The organism is Candidatus Pelagibacter sp. HIMB1485 (assembly GCF_052048055.1).
Lineage (GTDB): Bacteria > Pseudomonadota > Alphaproteobacteria > Pelagibacterales > Pelagibacteraceae > Pelagibacter.
This window is the reverse complement of the sequence record NZ_JBNAIN010000001.1, coordinates 209,531-223,268: the sequence shown is the minus strand read 5'-3', so window position 1 is coordinate 223,268 and position 13,738 is coordinate 209,531. Positions and strand designations below refer to the sequence as shown.

The window sequence follows — 13,738 nt, the reverse complement described above, 5'->3', positions numbered from 1 at the left end:
ATATAACTTTGAAATAATAAAAAACATTTAGTTTTTTAACAAACTATACATTTTATTTAAATGATTTGAATAGTAATTACTTTTATTTTCAGATGTTTGATAAATAGGTTTTCTAGCTTGATCGATACTAGCGGTAGAAATAGATGATTTGTTTTTATGATGATTTAAACAATTAACATCCCATGGCAAATCACAAAAATTAATAAGACTTTTGATTTCATCATCAGGATTTCTTATTAACGCTTCATAACTAACATTATAAATTTCTTCTTTAAATATATTTTTCCAAAAATTAATTAAATCTAAATAATTATTATAAAATTCTGCAATTTCATTCTGGTTATATGCAAAATTCATAAAACCATTTTTAAAATTGATTTTAAATATAGATAAACAAATATCACGAGAATTTCTTTCAGTTAATATTATTTTTGAATTTGGAAAAAAAATTTTAATAAAACCAATCCATAAAAAATTTTGAATTGATTTATCTGTAAAAATATTCGAGAAAAATTTATTTTGATCTAGAATATCCAAATAATACTTTTGTATTTTATTTTCTTTAGAGAAAATATCTTTATATAATTTTTTTCCATTTAGCTTAAATTTATTTAAATAATTATTTTTTATAAAAAAACTTAAAGAATTGTATTCACCTGTAGCAACTACATCTCTGTGAGATGATATAATTTGTTCTATTAATGTAGTACCTGATCTTGGCATACCACATATGAAAACTATTTTTTTTTTAGAAATATTTTTTTTAATTTTATAAATCTCAAGATTTTGGAAAATTTTCTTAATACTTTTGATTAAAATTTCAATGTCTTTATGATTATAATTAACATATTTTCTTTTTAATTCATTCCCTTTTGAAAAATATAAAAAGGCTTCGTTAAATTTCTTTAATTTGTCATATACTTTACCAAGAGAAAAAGATAAATTGATAATATCTTCATCATTTAAATTTTTATTTAAATAAATATTTTCCATATCTAGAATCATTTTCTTTTCATCAATAAACTCTGTCAAATCTGATAATAAACTAAAGGCTGATGTATCTTCTGGATTTTTTTCTAATATTTTAAGTGCATAATTTTTTGCTTTTTGTGAATTACCTACTGAAAGATAAAGTCTACTTAATTTCGAAAGTATATATATTTCTTCTGACTTAGCATTTAATTCTAAAGCAGATAAATATAGTCGTATAGATTCCTGAATTTCGTTTTTTTCTTCTTTCAAAGAAGCATAATTCAGAATACCTGTTAAATAATTTGGTTTAATCTTTAAACAATTTTCATAAGCATTATCCGAAAGTTCAATTTTTTGAGTAGCTTTAAGAGAAAAAGCTAAATTGTTTAGGGCAAAATAATTATTTTTTTCTATATCTATAGATTTCTTAAAATAATTGATAGATTTTTCATACAAACTTAAATTTTGGTATGCCAATCCACACAAATTATAAATCTCGGTATTTTTTATCTTTTTAGAAATTAACTTTTCTGTAGCTTTAATAACTTTGTTAAATTCTTTTTTATTCAAATGATTTATAATTTTTTCGATTTCAATGGTTAAATTCATCATTTTTAAGATATAAAATTATTAAAATTTAAAAAGAAAAAAATAATCAAATGATTGTTTGGCTAGCATCATATCCAAAAAGTGGAAATACTTGGGTCAGAATATTTTTAAATTCTTTATTGTTTTCAGACAAAGAGGAAATAAATATAAATAATATAAAAATTGAACAATTTCCTAACAAAAGACACTTTAATAACATTTCAACTGATCTCTCAAATATAGAAGAAATTCTAGAAAACAGCATAAATGCTCAAAACTTTATTAATTTAGATAAAAAAATAAAATTTTTAAAAACTCATAGTGCAAACTGGAGGACAAAGAAAACAGCTTTTACAGATAAAAATAATACTCATGGTGTAATTCACATAGTTAGAGATCCTAGAAATATAATTACTTCATTAAAAAACCATTTTAATAAAAATAACTATAAAGAGACATTGGAATTCATGAAAAATGAGAGAAAATTTATAGGTACAAAAAAAATAGAAAATGAATTTGATGTACCCACCTTAATTTCATCTTGGTCTAATCATTATAAATCATGGAAAAATTTCGACAAAAATTATCTACTGATAAAATACGAAGATTTGCTTTATAAAAAAAATGAATTTATAAAAATTATTAATTATCTTGAAAAAAATACTAAAAATAAATTTAAAAGTTATCAAATAGACAAAGCACTAAATGATTGTGATTTTGAGAATTTGAAAAAACAAGAGATTGAAAAAGGGTTCATAGAAACTCCTAAATCAAAAAATCAAAATTTTTTTTATTTAGGCCCAAAAAATAATTGGAAAAACTTCTTAGATTCTGAGGTTACAAAAGAAATTGAAAAGTATTTTAAAATTGAAATGCAGGAATTAAACTATTTGTAATTATGCTGGTTTATTCATTGAGTTGAAAAACTCAGCGTTATTTTTAGTATCTTTTAATTTTGAATTTATAAACTCTATTGCATCCATTGTTCCCATTGGAGCAATTATTCTTCTTAGCACATTCATTTTCTGGAGATCATTTTTATCAAATAAAAGCTCTTCTCTCCTTGTTCCAGACTTTGTTATATCAATTGCAGGATAGATTCTCTTGTCTGCAATTTTCCTATCTAAAACAGTTTCGCTATTACCTGTTCCTTTAAATTCTTCAAATATCACTTCGTCCATTCTGCTTCCAGTATCAATCAAAGCCGTAGAAATAATAGTCAACGATCCACCTTCCTCTATATTTCTCGCTGCACCAAAAAATCTTTTTGGTCTCTGGAGCGCATTTGCATCCACACCTCCCGTCAGGACTTTTCCTGAACTTGGAATTACAGCGTTATAAGCTCTTCCTAATCTTGTTATAGAGTCTAGCAAAATAACAACATCTTTTTTATGTTCAGTTAATCTTTTCGCTTTTTCTATGACCATTTCAGCAACAGCTACGTGCCGTTGTGCTGGTTCATCAAAGGTAGAACTAATTACTTCACCTTTTACAGTCCTTTGCATATCTGTAACTTCCTCCGGACGTTCATCTATCAGTAATACTATCAAATAACACTCTGGATAATTTTTAGCTATTGAGTTTGCAATACTTTGTAAAATCATAGTTTTACCAGCTTTGGGTGGTGAGATAATTATAGATCTTTGACCTTTGCCAATTGGACTAACTAGATCAATTAATCTTGGTGTAAGGTCTGGTTTTTTTTCCACCTTAGTTTTTTCAATTTCCATTACCAATTGTTTGTCTGGGTACAACGGTGTTAAATTATCAAACGCAATTTTATGTCTTGCTTTTTCTGGTTCTTCAAAATTTATTTTACTAACTTGTAACAATGCAAAATATCTTTCACCTTCCTTAGGGGCTCTTACTGGTCCTTCAACAGTATCTCCTGTTCTCAAACCGAATTTTCTAATTTGGCTTGGACTTACATATATATCATCCGGTCCTGGAAGATAATTAGACTCCATCGCTCTAAGAAAACCAAAACCGTCTTGCAGTAACTGCAAAACACCAACACCGGTAATCTCCTCTTTTTCTGCAACTTTTTTTAAAATAGCAAAAAGAATTTCCTGTTTTCTTAAGGTACTAGCATTTTCAATGCCAAGTTCTTCTGCCTGTGTAATAAGCTGTTCAGATGATTTAAGTTTTAGTTCTTGAATGTTCATGATTGGTTTGTTGATAAGGAATTATCAATATAATGAATATATATCCTGTTTTTATTATTTCAACCCTAGATTGGTTTAAAAATGGCTAAAAATACAACAATAATTAAAATTATGGTTGGTATTTCATTAATAATTCTAAAAAATTTAGCAGATTTTGTATTTGTAGAATTTTTTAAACTAGCAAGACATTTACCTAAAAAGTCATTATAGGCTGATAGCAAAACTATCAGAACTATCTTTATCTGAAACCACAGCTGTGCAAAAATTTCTATTCCATTTAAATAAATCAAAGTCAATCCAAATACCCAAGTAAATATCATTGCGGGGCGCATAATATAAAAAAATAATTTTCTCTCCATCACTTCAAATATATCAGTAGCTTCTTTTTTTTCTTTATTCTCAACATGATAAACAAAAATTCTTGGTAGATATAAAAGACCGGCCATCCAGGAAACGACTGCTATTAAATGTAAAGATTTAAATAGTAAATATGTATTCATTAATTAGAGATTGTTTTCAATTAAAGACTTTAACAAAAATATATGATCATCATTATCATTTAAACATGGGACCATATCAAAATTTAACCCTCCAGCATTTACAAAACTTTCTTTACCTTGAATTAATATTTCCTCTAAAGTTTCTACACAGTCGGATGAGAAACCTGGACAAATTGTAAGAATATTTTTAATTCCTTCTTTAGGTAAATTTTCTAAAGTTTTGTCAGTATATGGTTGAAGCCATTCTTGTGGACCAAATCTTGACTGAAAAGTAGTTTGAATTTTAATGGAAGTGAACTTTTCAGAAATAAGTCTTGTTGTTTTGTGACAATAGCAGTGATACGGATCACCTTTATCAAAATATTTTTTTGGTATCCCATGGTATGAAGCGATAATTAAATCTGGTTTCCAATTAATTTCATTAATTTTTTTATTTATCGAATTAACTAATGCATCAATATAAAGAGAATTAGATTCATAATGTGGAATTATTTTTAGAGAGGGTTGCCATCTCATTTTCATCAATGTTCTATAAACTTCATCACAAACTGTGGCTGTTGTTGCTGCCGCGTATTGTGGATAAAGAGGAAGGATAACTAAATTTTCACATCCCATTTCATGCAATTTATGTATCTTTTTTTTAATACTTGGATTTCCATACCTCATCGCAAAATCCAAAACGACATTTTCTTTTTGTAATAACTGAGAGATTTTTTCGCTTTGTTTTTTTGTATAATATAGAAGGGGAGACATATTTTCGTTTTTCATCCAAATTTCTTTATAAGCCTTGGCAGTCTTAGAAGGTCTAAAAGTTAGGATAAATAAATTTAAAATTATTTGCCAAACTATAGGATTTACTTCAATCACTCTTCTGTCTGACAGAAATTCCTTTAAATACTTTCTAATATCAAGCCAATTTGTTGAATCTGGGGTACCTAAATTAATTATAAGGACTCCTGTTTTACCATATTTTATTGGTGGATGATTTTTATCCATATTTTAATTATTTTTTACTATTTTAATTAAGTTAGCAACCATCTCTGGATTGGTTTCAGGAAGAATACCATGTCCTAGATTAAATATATAAGGATGATCTTTAAAAATTTCTAAATATTTGAAAGTTTCTTTTTTCAAATTTTCATAGTCTGTTAAAAGAACTTTGGGATCTAAGCCTCCTTGAATAGGAATTTTAATATCTTTAAGTATTTTTTTAGGATCAACATTATAATCAATACTTATTGCATCAGGTTTAACTATCTCACAAAATTCTTTATAATTTTTAATCTCTCTTGGAAAACATATTACCGGTACATTTAAAGATTTTACATATTCTACTAAATTGAAAGTAGGTGTGTAGATGTAATTTGGTAAATCTTTTTCCTCTAATAAACCAGCCCAACTATCAAAAATTTGGATAATATTTGCACCGTTATCTATTTGGTTTTTAATATGTACTTTTAAAAATTTTTCTATGATTAATAAAATTCTATTGATTAAAAAGTCATCTTTAAAAAAATTTTCATTTAATTCTTTCTTTGGAGATTTTAAATTAATCATATAGACCAGAAGAGTCCAAGGTGCACCTACAAATCCAATAGTATTTTTATCTTTTGCGATTGGATTAGAACTTACTTTTTTTATTGCTTTATAAACAGGGTATATTTTTTGAACAAAATCTATTTCATCTAAATTTGCCATTTCATTTAAATCTAGACTATCTAATTTAGGACCAAAATTTTTCTCAAATTTTACTTTTTGACCTAAACCATAAGGTAACATTAAAATATCAGAAAAAATTATTGCAGCGTCAATATCAAATCTTTTCAGTGGTTGTAGAGTTATTTCAGCTGATAAGTGGTCATTTAAACATAAATTAATAAAGTCAGGATTTTTTTTTCTGATTTCTCTAAACTCGGGTAAATATCGACCTGCTTGTCTCATTATCCATAAAGGATTAAATGAAGTGTCTTTGTTGGTAATTACTTTGTTTAAAGGTTTCATATAAAAGTCTTATTAATTATTGTAGTATTAATATATCTTGTGAATAAAGGTGATTATTTTTTATAAACATTATATTCACAATTTACTAACATGTTTGTCGATTAAAATTGTTTAAAATGAAGCTTTTTCTAATTATTTTAACTTTGTGGATTGTTTTAGCTTATTTATTATTATTGTTAATAAAAATAAGGTTTTACAGGTGCTACTAGGGAAATTTAAAATTGTAAAATTTAATTAAAATAATACAAATTTATTAACAACTTATTCATGAGCAATACATATCAAATTTATTTAATTTCCGACTCTACAGGAGAAACTTTAGATAGAATATTTTTAGCTCTTAAAGCACAATTTTTAAATATAGAATACAAAATTCATTCTTATTCTTTTACAAGAACAGAAAACCAAATTTTAAAAATTTTAGAAGATGCAAAAAGAAATGAAAATTCAATAATTTTATATACTATTGTAGATAATAACCTTGCTAAATATTTGGCCAACGAAAGTGAAAAAAAAAAGATACCTTGTTTTGGAGTACTTGGTAATTTAATTTTAAATTTTTCTAAAATTTTAAATCAAAAAGCCTCTCATGAACCAAGTGGACAACATGTTTTAAATGATGAATATTACGATAGAATTGAAGCGATTCAATTTACTATGAACCATGATGACGGTAATTTGATAAATGAAGTTGAAAAGTCTGATATTATTCTTGTTGGAGTTAGTAGAACAAGTAAAACACCAACCTCGATTTATCTTGCAAACAAAGGCTTTAAGACATCAAATATTCCTTTGGTAAATGAAAATTCTTTGCCTGAAAAACTTAAGAAAAATCCCCATATAACTTGTGTAGTTGGATTAAGCACAGAACCGGAAAGGCTTGCAGATTTAAGAAAAAATAGAATGAATTCATTAAAAGAAACAGAAACAATAGATTATACCAATCTTGAGAGTATAAAAAAAGAAGTTCTTCAAGCAAAAAAAACATTTCAAAAATACAAATGGCCCTTAATAGATGTAACAAGAAAATCTGTAGAAGAAACTGCTGCATCTATAATAAAAATACACGAAATATACTTAAACAATGAAAAGTAAAATTATTCTAGCGTCAAAAAGCAAAGTCAGAAAAGACATTTTAGATAAAAATAATATAGAAAGTATTGTAGAGCCTTCAAACGTTGATGAAGATGTTGTAAAGCTATCTTTACTTAGAGAAAATGCTAGTCCAGAAATAATTTCAAAAAACTTAGCAGAATTAAAAGCAAATAAAATTAGCGCCAAAATACTAGATAAAGTAGTACTTGGTGCAGATAGTGTAATTGATTTAGATGGAGAATTAATTTCCAAACCAGAGAATAGAGAAGAAGCAATGAGAATATTAAAAAAACTTAATGGAAAACTTCATTATTTGATAAGTTCTGTTTGTATTTCTAAAAATGGTTCAATGATTTGGAACTACACTGATAAAGCGACTCTCATAATGAAAAATTTGTCAGATTTAGAATTGAAAGAATATCTATCTAAAATATCAGATGAAAATCTTTACGCTTACAATGTATATCAAATCGAGGGTGAAGGTAGAAATTTATTTAGCAGTATAGAAGGAGATGAGGATACAATAATGGGCTTACCTATAAAAAAAATCAAGGAATATCTAAATTTACAAAAATGAAGAAATATTTTGTAATTGGAAACCCAATCAATCACTCTTTATCCCCAAAACTGCATAACCATTGGTTTAAACAAAATAATATTAATGCAGTTTATGAAAAAATTAAACTTGAAGAAAATGAAGTTAAAAATTTTATTAATAAAATTAGAAATCAAGAAATAAATGGTTGTAATGTAACTGTTCCATTCAAAAAAACTGTAATTCCTTTCTTAAACAAATTAAGTCCAGAAGCAGAACAAACGCAGTCGGTAAATACAATTTGTTTTAATAATGGAGAGTTAGTTGGTCACAATACAGATATTGTTGGTTTCCAGAAAGCCATAAACAAATTAAATTATAACGCTAAAAATAAAAAAATATTAATTTTGGGCGCAGGCGGAGTAGTTCCGTCAATAATTTTCGCTTTAAATAAAATGGAAGTATCCCAAATAATTTTGAGCAATAGAACTTACAAAAAAGCTGAAAACTTAAAATTGCAATTCAATAAAATAAATATTGTAAATTGGGGAGAAATTCCTGAATTTGATATAATCATTAATGCAACCAGCTTAGGTTTAAATAATGAGACTATAGATATAGAGACTTCAAATATTGGTCATGGAAAGTTGTTTTATGATGTGATTTATAATCCTGCAGAAACTAATTTTCTAAAAAATGGGAAAAAATTGGGAAATCAAACAGAAAATGGTAAATTTATGTTTGTTTATCAGGCTTTTGAAGCATTTAAGTTATGGCACAATATAGAGCCAAGTGTAAATAATCAAATTCTTAATTTATTAAACGATGATTAGAATAGGTGTGGTGGGCAGGATTGGTTCCGGAAAAACATTTGTAGCAAATAATTTTGGATATCCAGTTTTTAATGCTGATTATGAAGTATCAAAATTATATAAACAGGACAGAAAAATTTATTACAAATTAAAAAAAAAATTACCAAAATATATTTATACTTTTCCTATAGATAAGAACGAAATTACAAAAGCAATATTAACGAAGCCAAACAATCTTAAAGAAATAATAAAAATTGTTCATAAAGAAATTAGAAAAAGATTAAATCTTTTCTTAAAAAAAAATAAGACTAAAAAATTTGTTGTTTTAGACATTCCCTTGCTTATTGAGAATAAAATTTTTCATAAAAATGATATACTGGTTTTTGTTGAATCAAAAAAAAAAGATATAGATAAAAGGTTAAAAAAAAGATTAAATTTTAATAATAAACTTGTAAGGATGTTTGAAAAAATTCAATTAGATTCAAAATATAAAAAAAAAAAATCGCATTTTATTATTAAAAATACTTTTAAAAAAAACGCCATAAAAATGCAAATTAAAGAAATTTTAAACTTAATTATATAAATGAAAGAAATAGTATTAGATACAGAAACAACAGGAATATCTGTTAAAGATGGTCATAGAATAGTTGAAATTGGTTGTATTGAGTTAGAAAACTTAACTCCAACAAATAATAAATTTCATTGTTATCTTAATCCAGAGAGAAAAGTTTCAGAAAAAGCATTTGAAGTTCATGGATATTCTGATGAATTTTTATCAAAACAAAAAAAATTTAATGAAATAGTTGATGATTTTTTGAATTTTATTAAAAATAAAAGACTAATTATACATAATGCAGAATTTGATATAGCACATTTAAATAATGAGCTTAATTTATATGGTAAAAACAAAATTCAGAACGAAATTATTGATACATTAGCTTTAGCAAGAGAAAAATATCCTGGATCACAAGTTAATTTAGATGCTTTGTGTAAAAGATTCAGAATAGATAACTCACGAAGAACCCATCATACAGCACTTATAGACTGTGATTTACTGGCAAAAGTTTATATTAATCTAATCGATCAAAAAGAACCAACTTTAAATTTTAAACAAAATTTAGATGCAGAAGAAAATAGTAATTCAAAAACTGAATATTTTAAGAAAGTAGTTTTACCTTCGGCTGATGAGGTGGAAAAACACAAGAAGTATTTGAAAGAACATTTAAAAAAAAATTATTTTAATTAAATCTTTGATTATACAAATTTTCGAAATCGACTTTTTTTTCAAATTTTACCCCAGGAAAACCTGAATTGTGTAAAAGATCTAACAGTGCTTTTTCCATGTGAGGGTAAATTGCAATTTGCGCATCACATAAAATTATTTTCTCTAACTCTTTTTTATCTAGTACATCATCGTCTATCTTGACTATTGTTGTATAAATTATTTCAAAATATGATTTTTTTTTATTTTCTTCTCTATCCTCAAACTTAAAAGTAGTATTTATTTCTACCATTTTATTTTTTATTGCTTTTGAGTTTATGTCTATGCCCAGTTGATATTTAGCTATTCTGTCTTTTACAAATAAATATGTTTCAATATCTGGCGTTTCACTTGACAAGTCTTTTATAAATCTACTCAAAATTTTATATTTTTCTGTTTTCATCGTCATCTTCTATATCTTCAAAATCCCCATCAATAAAATTATTTCTTTCTGACTTTTTTTTAGTAAATTTTTTTGAAAAATTCTTAAAAATAAATTTTCTGCTGATTGGAAATATCAATAAAAACCCAAAAAAATCTGTTGCAAAACCTGGAATAATTAATAGTAAGGCTGCAAAAGCAATCGCTGCACCAGAAATAACTTCATATGCTGGTGTTTCATTTCTGCTCAATTGTGAAAAACCAGATTTTAAAGTATTTAATCCTTCATATTTGGCATAATAAATGCCAAGAATTGCTGTAGAAAATATGAGTAAAATGGTTGTTAATGCTCCAATTTGCCCACCTATTTTAATAAAAAGATAAATTTCAATAGCAGGAATAAGAATAATTAAAAAAAGAATTGGGTTCATTTGTCTTTAGTCTAAATTGCTGGTTGAAATTAATCAATAGAGTAATTACTATCATTACATGAATTACAGTTTCCAGTATATAGATATAATTCTATTAGCAATGATAGCGGGATTTATATTTCTAAGACTCAGAGGTATACTTGGTCGAAGATCAGGCTTTGAAGGTAAATCTCCGGCTCAATTCAAAGAGGTTTTAAAAAATATTAAAGCTGAACAAGCAGCAAAACCAAAAGAAAATTTTGATGATGAGGCTCAAAAAGAATTTCTTAAAGGTGCAAAAATTGCATATGAAACAATAATTACAGATTTTAGTGACAATGATAATAAAATTACAAACGCTAAACCTTTGCTGAATAAAGATATATTTAATCAATTTGATGATGCTTTAAAAGAAAGAGCTAAAAGAGGTCACTTCGCAGAAATTACATTTATTGGTGTAAATAAAGCAGAAATAAAAGAACACAAAAAGGTTGGAAATATTTTAAATGTAACAGTTGATTTTATAGCTGAAGTAATCACTTGTATAAAAGATAAAGATAAAAAAATTGTATCTGGAGATCCTGAAAAGATTAAAAAAATTTATGATACATGGGTTTTCTCTAGAGACACCACTTCGGTAAATCCAAATTGGCAGTTGGTTAATATTTTAACTTAATTGAACGATAATATTTCAGACAAAGATAAAAAAGATTGGCAAACTTTTGTTTTAAGTAAAGAAAAAATTGTAGACAAAGATTTTAAACCTCAAATTAAAAATCATTTAAAAGTCAGATCTTTAGATCTTCATGGATATACACTTGAACAAGCAAATAATACTATAGAACAATTTATATTAAAAGCATTTGAAGAAGGAGTAAGTAAATTAATTATTGTTACTGGAAAGGGTATTCATTCAGATGTTGAAAAAGATCCTTATGTTTCTAAAGACCTAAGTATTTTGAAATATTCTGTACCTGAATTTATTAATAATAATCAAAATTTAATGAAAGTTATAAATGATATACAAGATGCCAAAATAGAAGACGGTGGCAGTGGTGCATTTTATATTCTTTTAAAGAAGAATAAATTTATAAAATAAATTTAGAGAGATCAGTATCTTTTACTAAATTATCAAGGTTTTTATTAATATATTCTTTATTTATAATGATTTTTTCTCCAGCTCTGTCTGTTGCTGTGAAACTAATATCATCCAATATTTTTTCAATAATTGTATGTAGCCTCCTTGCCCCAATATTCTCAACTGTTGCATTAACTTCTGATGCAATATTTGCAATTGTGTCAATACCATCATCAGAAAATTCAAGCTCTACATTTTCTGTTTTTAATAGAGCTACATACTGTTTTATTAAACTGTAGTCTGGTTCTTTCAAGATTCTTTTAAAATCTTCGCTTGTTAAAGCTTCTAGCTCAACTCTTATAGGCAATCTTCCTTGTAACTCAGGTAGCAGATCAGATGGTTTCGCTAGTTGAAAAGCACCTGAAGCAATAAATAAAATATGATCAGTTTTTATTGGACCATGTTTTGTATTCACAGTTGTTCCCTCGATAAGAGGTAATAAATCTCTTTGTACCCCTTCTCTAGAAACATCACCACCAACACGATCTGTTCTTGCTGAAATTTTATCTATCTCATCTAAAAACACTATACCATTATTTTCTGTTGATAATTTAGCGGCTTTAACAATTTTATCTTGTTCAATTAGTTTGTCTGATTCATCATTAATTAAAATTTCATGCGATTCTTTAACCGACATTTTTTTCTTTTTTTCTTTGTTTCCCATAGATTTACCGATCATTTCTCCAATGTTTATCATACCAACATTAGCACCTGGCATTCCTGGGATTTCAAAAGATGCACCGTTAGAACCTGTATCGCTTACAGCTATCTCTATTTCATTGTCATCTAAGTCACCATTTCTTAGTCTTTTTCTAAAACTCTCTCTTGTTGCAAGGCTTGCCTTTTTCCCCACTAAAGCATCTAATACTTTTTCTTCTGCTGCTTTTTGAGCTTGCGCATAAACTTCTTTTCTTTTTTTTACTTTTTCCATTGCAATTGCAATTTCAATTAAGTCTCTAACAATCTGCTCTACATCTCTTCCAACATACCCGACTTCTGTAAATCTAGTTGCTTCAACTTTAACGAAAGGAGCCTCTGCTAGTTTTGAAAGTCTTCTAGAAATTTCTGTTTTTCCAACTCCTGTTGGCCCAATCATCAAAATATTTTTTGGCAAAACTTCATTTTTCATTTCACCTTTTAAAGCCTGTCTTCTCCATCTATTCCTTAATGCAACAGCAACAGCTTTTTTTGCTTTATTTTGTCCAACAACAAAACGATCTAATTCTGAAACGATCTCTCTTGGTGAAAGAGCACTTACCAAAGATGCTTCTTCTTTTTGAGTTTTTTCTTTAGGATGCAAAGGTGTTACGTTTGAGTTATCCATTATATTTTTTCAATTTTAACATTTTCATTTGTAAAAACACAAATATCTGCCGCAACTTTAATTGCTTTTTTAGCCACTTCTTCTGCAGACAAATTACCTTCCATTAAAACTTTTCCAGCAGCTAAAGCATAATTTCCACCAGAGCCTATTCCTATTACATCACCTTCAGGTTCCAGAACATCTCCAGTTCCAGAAATTATATAACTATTATTTTTATCTCCTACGGCCATTAATGCTTCTAATCTTCTTAAATACTTATCAGTTCGCCAATCTTTTGCTAATTCAACGGCAGCCCTTGATAAATTACCAGCATGTTTTTCTAATTTTCCTTCTAATCTCTCAAATAGAGTTAATGCATCAGCAGTTGATCCTGCAAATCCAGCAACTACATCTCTTTTTTCAATTTTTCTAACTTTTGAAGCTGTGCTTTTAACAACAGTATTTCCCATACTTACTTGTCCGTCACCAGCAACTACAACTTCATTATTTTTTCTAACTAGTACAATTGTTGTCATAACTAATAAATGGTAACTATTTTTGATACTTCAAGTCTTTA

General features: G+C 26.8%; 17 protein-coding genes. 8 read left to right on the top strand and 9 right to left on the bottom strand.

Features of this window, described 5'->3' with window-relative positions; all coding sequences use genetic code 11:
• Positions 1-27: 27 nt before the first annotated feature.
• A complete protein-coding gene (locus ACTTA4_RS01215) occupies positions 28-1,584 on the bottom strand; it encodes a sulfotransferase (RefSeq protein WP_440633185.1) in 1,557 nt (518 codons plus the stop codon).
• A 47-nt stretch (positions 1,585-1,631) separates the two neighbouring features.
• Here ACTTA4_RS01215 and ACTTA4_RS01210 point away from each other — a divergent pair, with 47 nt between their 5' ends.
• Positions 1,632-2,456 (top strand): sulfotransferase domain-containing protein, encoded by an 825-nt coding sequence (locus ACTTA4_RS01210; RefSeq protein ID WP_440633184.1) that lies wholly within the window; start codon positions 1,632-1,634, stop codon positions 2,454-2,456.
• Here the strand turns inward: ACTTA4_RS01210 and rho are convergent, their stop codons facing one another.
• The 4 genes from rho to hemE all read right to left on the bottom strand — a co-directional run bounded on the left by rho (position 2,457) and on the right by hemE (position 6,226).
• Complete coding sequence (rho, locus tag ACTTA4_RS01205) at positions 2,457-3,725, bottom strand: transcription termination factor Rho (protein ID WP_440633183.1); 1,269 nt, start codon at positions 3,723-3,725, stop codon at positions 2,457-2,459. It abuts the gene before it with no gap.
• Positions 3,726-3,790: 65 nt separating this feature from the next.
• Complete coding sequence (gene hemJ, locus ACTTA4_RS01200; protein WP_440633182.1) at positions 3,791-4,225, bottom strand: protoporphyrinogen oxidase HemJ; 435 nt, start codon at positions 4,223-4,225, stop codon at positions 3,791-3,793.
• Positions 4,226-4,228: 3 nt separating this feature from the next.
• Positions 4,229-5,221, bottom strand: coding sequence for a ferrochelatase (gene hemH / locus ACTTA4_RS01195; protein WP_440633181.1), 993 nt, complete (start codon positions 5,219-5,221; stop codon positions 4,229-4,231).
• 3 nt (positions 5,222-5,224) lie between these two features.
• On the bottom strand, positions 5,225-6,226 hold the full coding sequence (gene hemE / locus ACTTA4_RS01190) for a uroporphyrinogen decarboxylase (protein WP_440633180.1): 1,002 nt from the start codon (positions 6,224-6,226) through the stop codon (positions 5,225-5,227).
• A 267-nt stretch (positions 6,227-6,493) separates the two neighbouring features.
• On the opposite strand from hemE, the gene ACTTA4_RS01185 reads away from it, so the two are divergent.
• The 5 genes from ACTTA4_RS01185 to dnaQ are packed head-to-tail and all read left to right on the top strand — an operon-like array spanning position 6,494 to position 9,914.
• The gene (locus ACTTA4_RS01185) at positions 6,494-7,321 is read left to right on the top strand and encodes a pyruvate, water dikinase regulatory protein (protein ID WP_440633179.1); all 828 of its coding nucleotides are present in this window, start codon (positions 6,494-6,496) and stop codon (positions 7,319-7,321) included.
• A complete protein-coding gene (locus tag ACTTA4_RS01180) occupies positions 7,311-7,898 on the top strand; it encodes a Maf family protein (protein ID WP_440633178.1) in 588 nt (195 codons plus the stop codon). Before ACTTA4_RS01185 ends, ACTTA4_RS01180 begins: the two co-directional genes overlap by 11 nt.
• Positions 7,895-8,689: a shikimate dehydrogenase gene (aroE, locus tag ACTTA4_RS01175; RefSeq protein WP_440633177.1), complete on the top strand. Its 795-nt coding sequence runs from the start codon at positions 7,895-7,897 to the stop codon at positions 8,687-8,689. Before ACTTA4_RS01180 ends, aroE begins: the two co-directional genes overlap by 4 nt.
• Entirely contained in the window at positions 8,682-9,251 is a 570-nt protein-coding gene (gene coaE / locus ACTTA4_RS01170) for a dephospho-CoA kinase (RefSeq protein ID WP_440633176.1), read from the top strand. The genes aroE and coaE overlap by 8 nt, the downstream gene beginning before the upstream one ends.
• Complete coding sequence (dnaQ, locus tag ACTTA4_RS01165; RefSeq protein ID WP_440633175.1) at positions 9,252-9,914, top strand: DNA polymerase III subunit epsilon; 663 nt, start codon at positions 9,252-9,254, stop codon at positions 9,912-9,914.
• Here the strand turns inward: dnaQ and ACTTA4_RS01160 are convergent.
• The gene (locus tag ACTTA4_RS01160; RefSeq protein ID WP_440633174.1) at positions 9,907-10,332 is read right to left on the bottom strand and encodes a protein-export chaperone SecB; all 426 of its coding nucleotides are present in this window, start codon (positions 10,330-10,332) and stop codon (positions 9,907-9,909) included. The two genes, dnaQ and ACTTA4_RS01160, sit on opposite strands and share 8 nt — an antisense overlap.
• Positions 10,313-10,741 (bottom strand): FxsA family protein, encoded by a 429-nt coding sequence (locus ACTTA4_RS01155; RefSeq protein WP_440633173.1) that lies wholly within the window; start codon positions 10,739-10,741, stop codon positions 10,313-10,315. The genes ACTTA4_RS01160 and ACTTA4_RS01155 overlap by 20 nt, the downstream gene beginning before the upstream one ends.
• A 100-nt stretch (positions 10,742-10,841) precedes the next feature.
• Between ACTTA4_RS01155 and ACTTA4_RS01150 the strand changes: the two genes are divergently transcribed.
• Positions 10,842-11,396: a Tim44/TimA family putative adaptor protein gene (locus tag ACTTA4_RS01150; RefSeq protein WP_440633172.1), complete on the top strand. Its 555-nt coding sequence runs from the start codon at positions 10,842-10,844 to the stop codon at positions 11,394-11,396.
• On the top strand, positions 11,397-11,819 hold the full coding sequence (locus ACTTA4_RS01145; protein ID WP_440633171.1) for a Smr/MutS family protein: 423 nt from the start codon (positions 11,397-11,399) through the stop codon (positions 11,817-11,819). It begins immediately after the preceding gene.
• On the opposite strand, the gene hslU is transcribed toward ACTTA4_RS01145, so the two are convergent.
• On the bottom strand, positions 11,809-13,182 hold the full coding sequence (gene hslU, locus ACTTA4_RS01140; protein ID WP_440633170.1) for an ATP-dependent protease ATPase subunit HslU: 1,374 nt from the start codon (positions 13,180-13,182) through the stop codon (positions 11,809-11,811). The genes ACTTA4_RS01145 and hslU overlap by 11 nt on opposite strands.
• Entirely contained in the window at positions 13,182-13,697 is a 516-nt protein-coding gene (gene hslV / locus ACTTA4_RS01135; RefSeq protein ID WP_440633169.1) for an ATP-dependent protease subunit HslV, read from the bottom strand. The genes hslU and hslV overlap by 1 nt, the downstream gene beginning before the upstream one ends.
• Positions 13,698-13,738 lie beyond the last annotated feature (41 nt).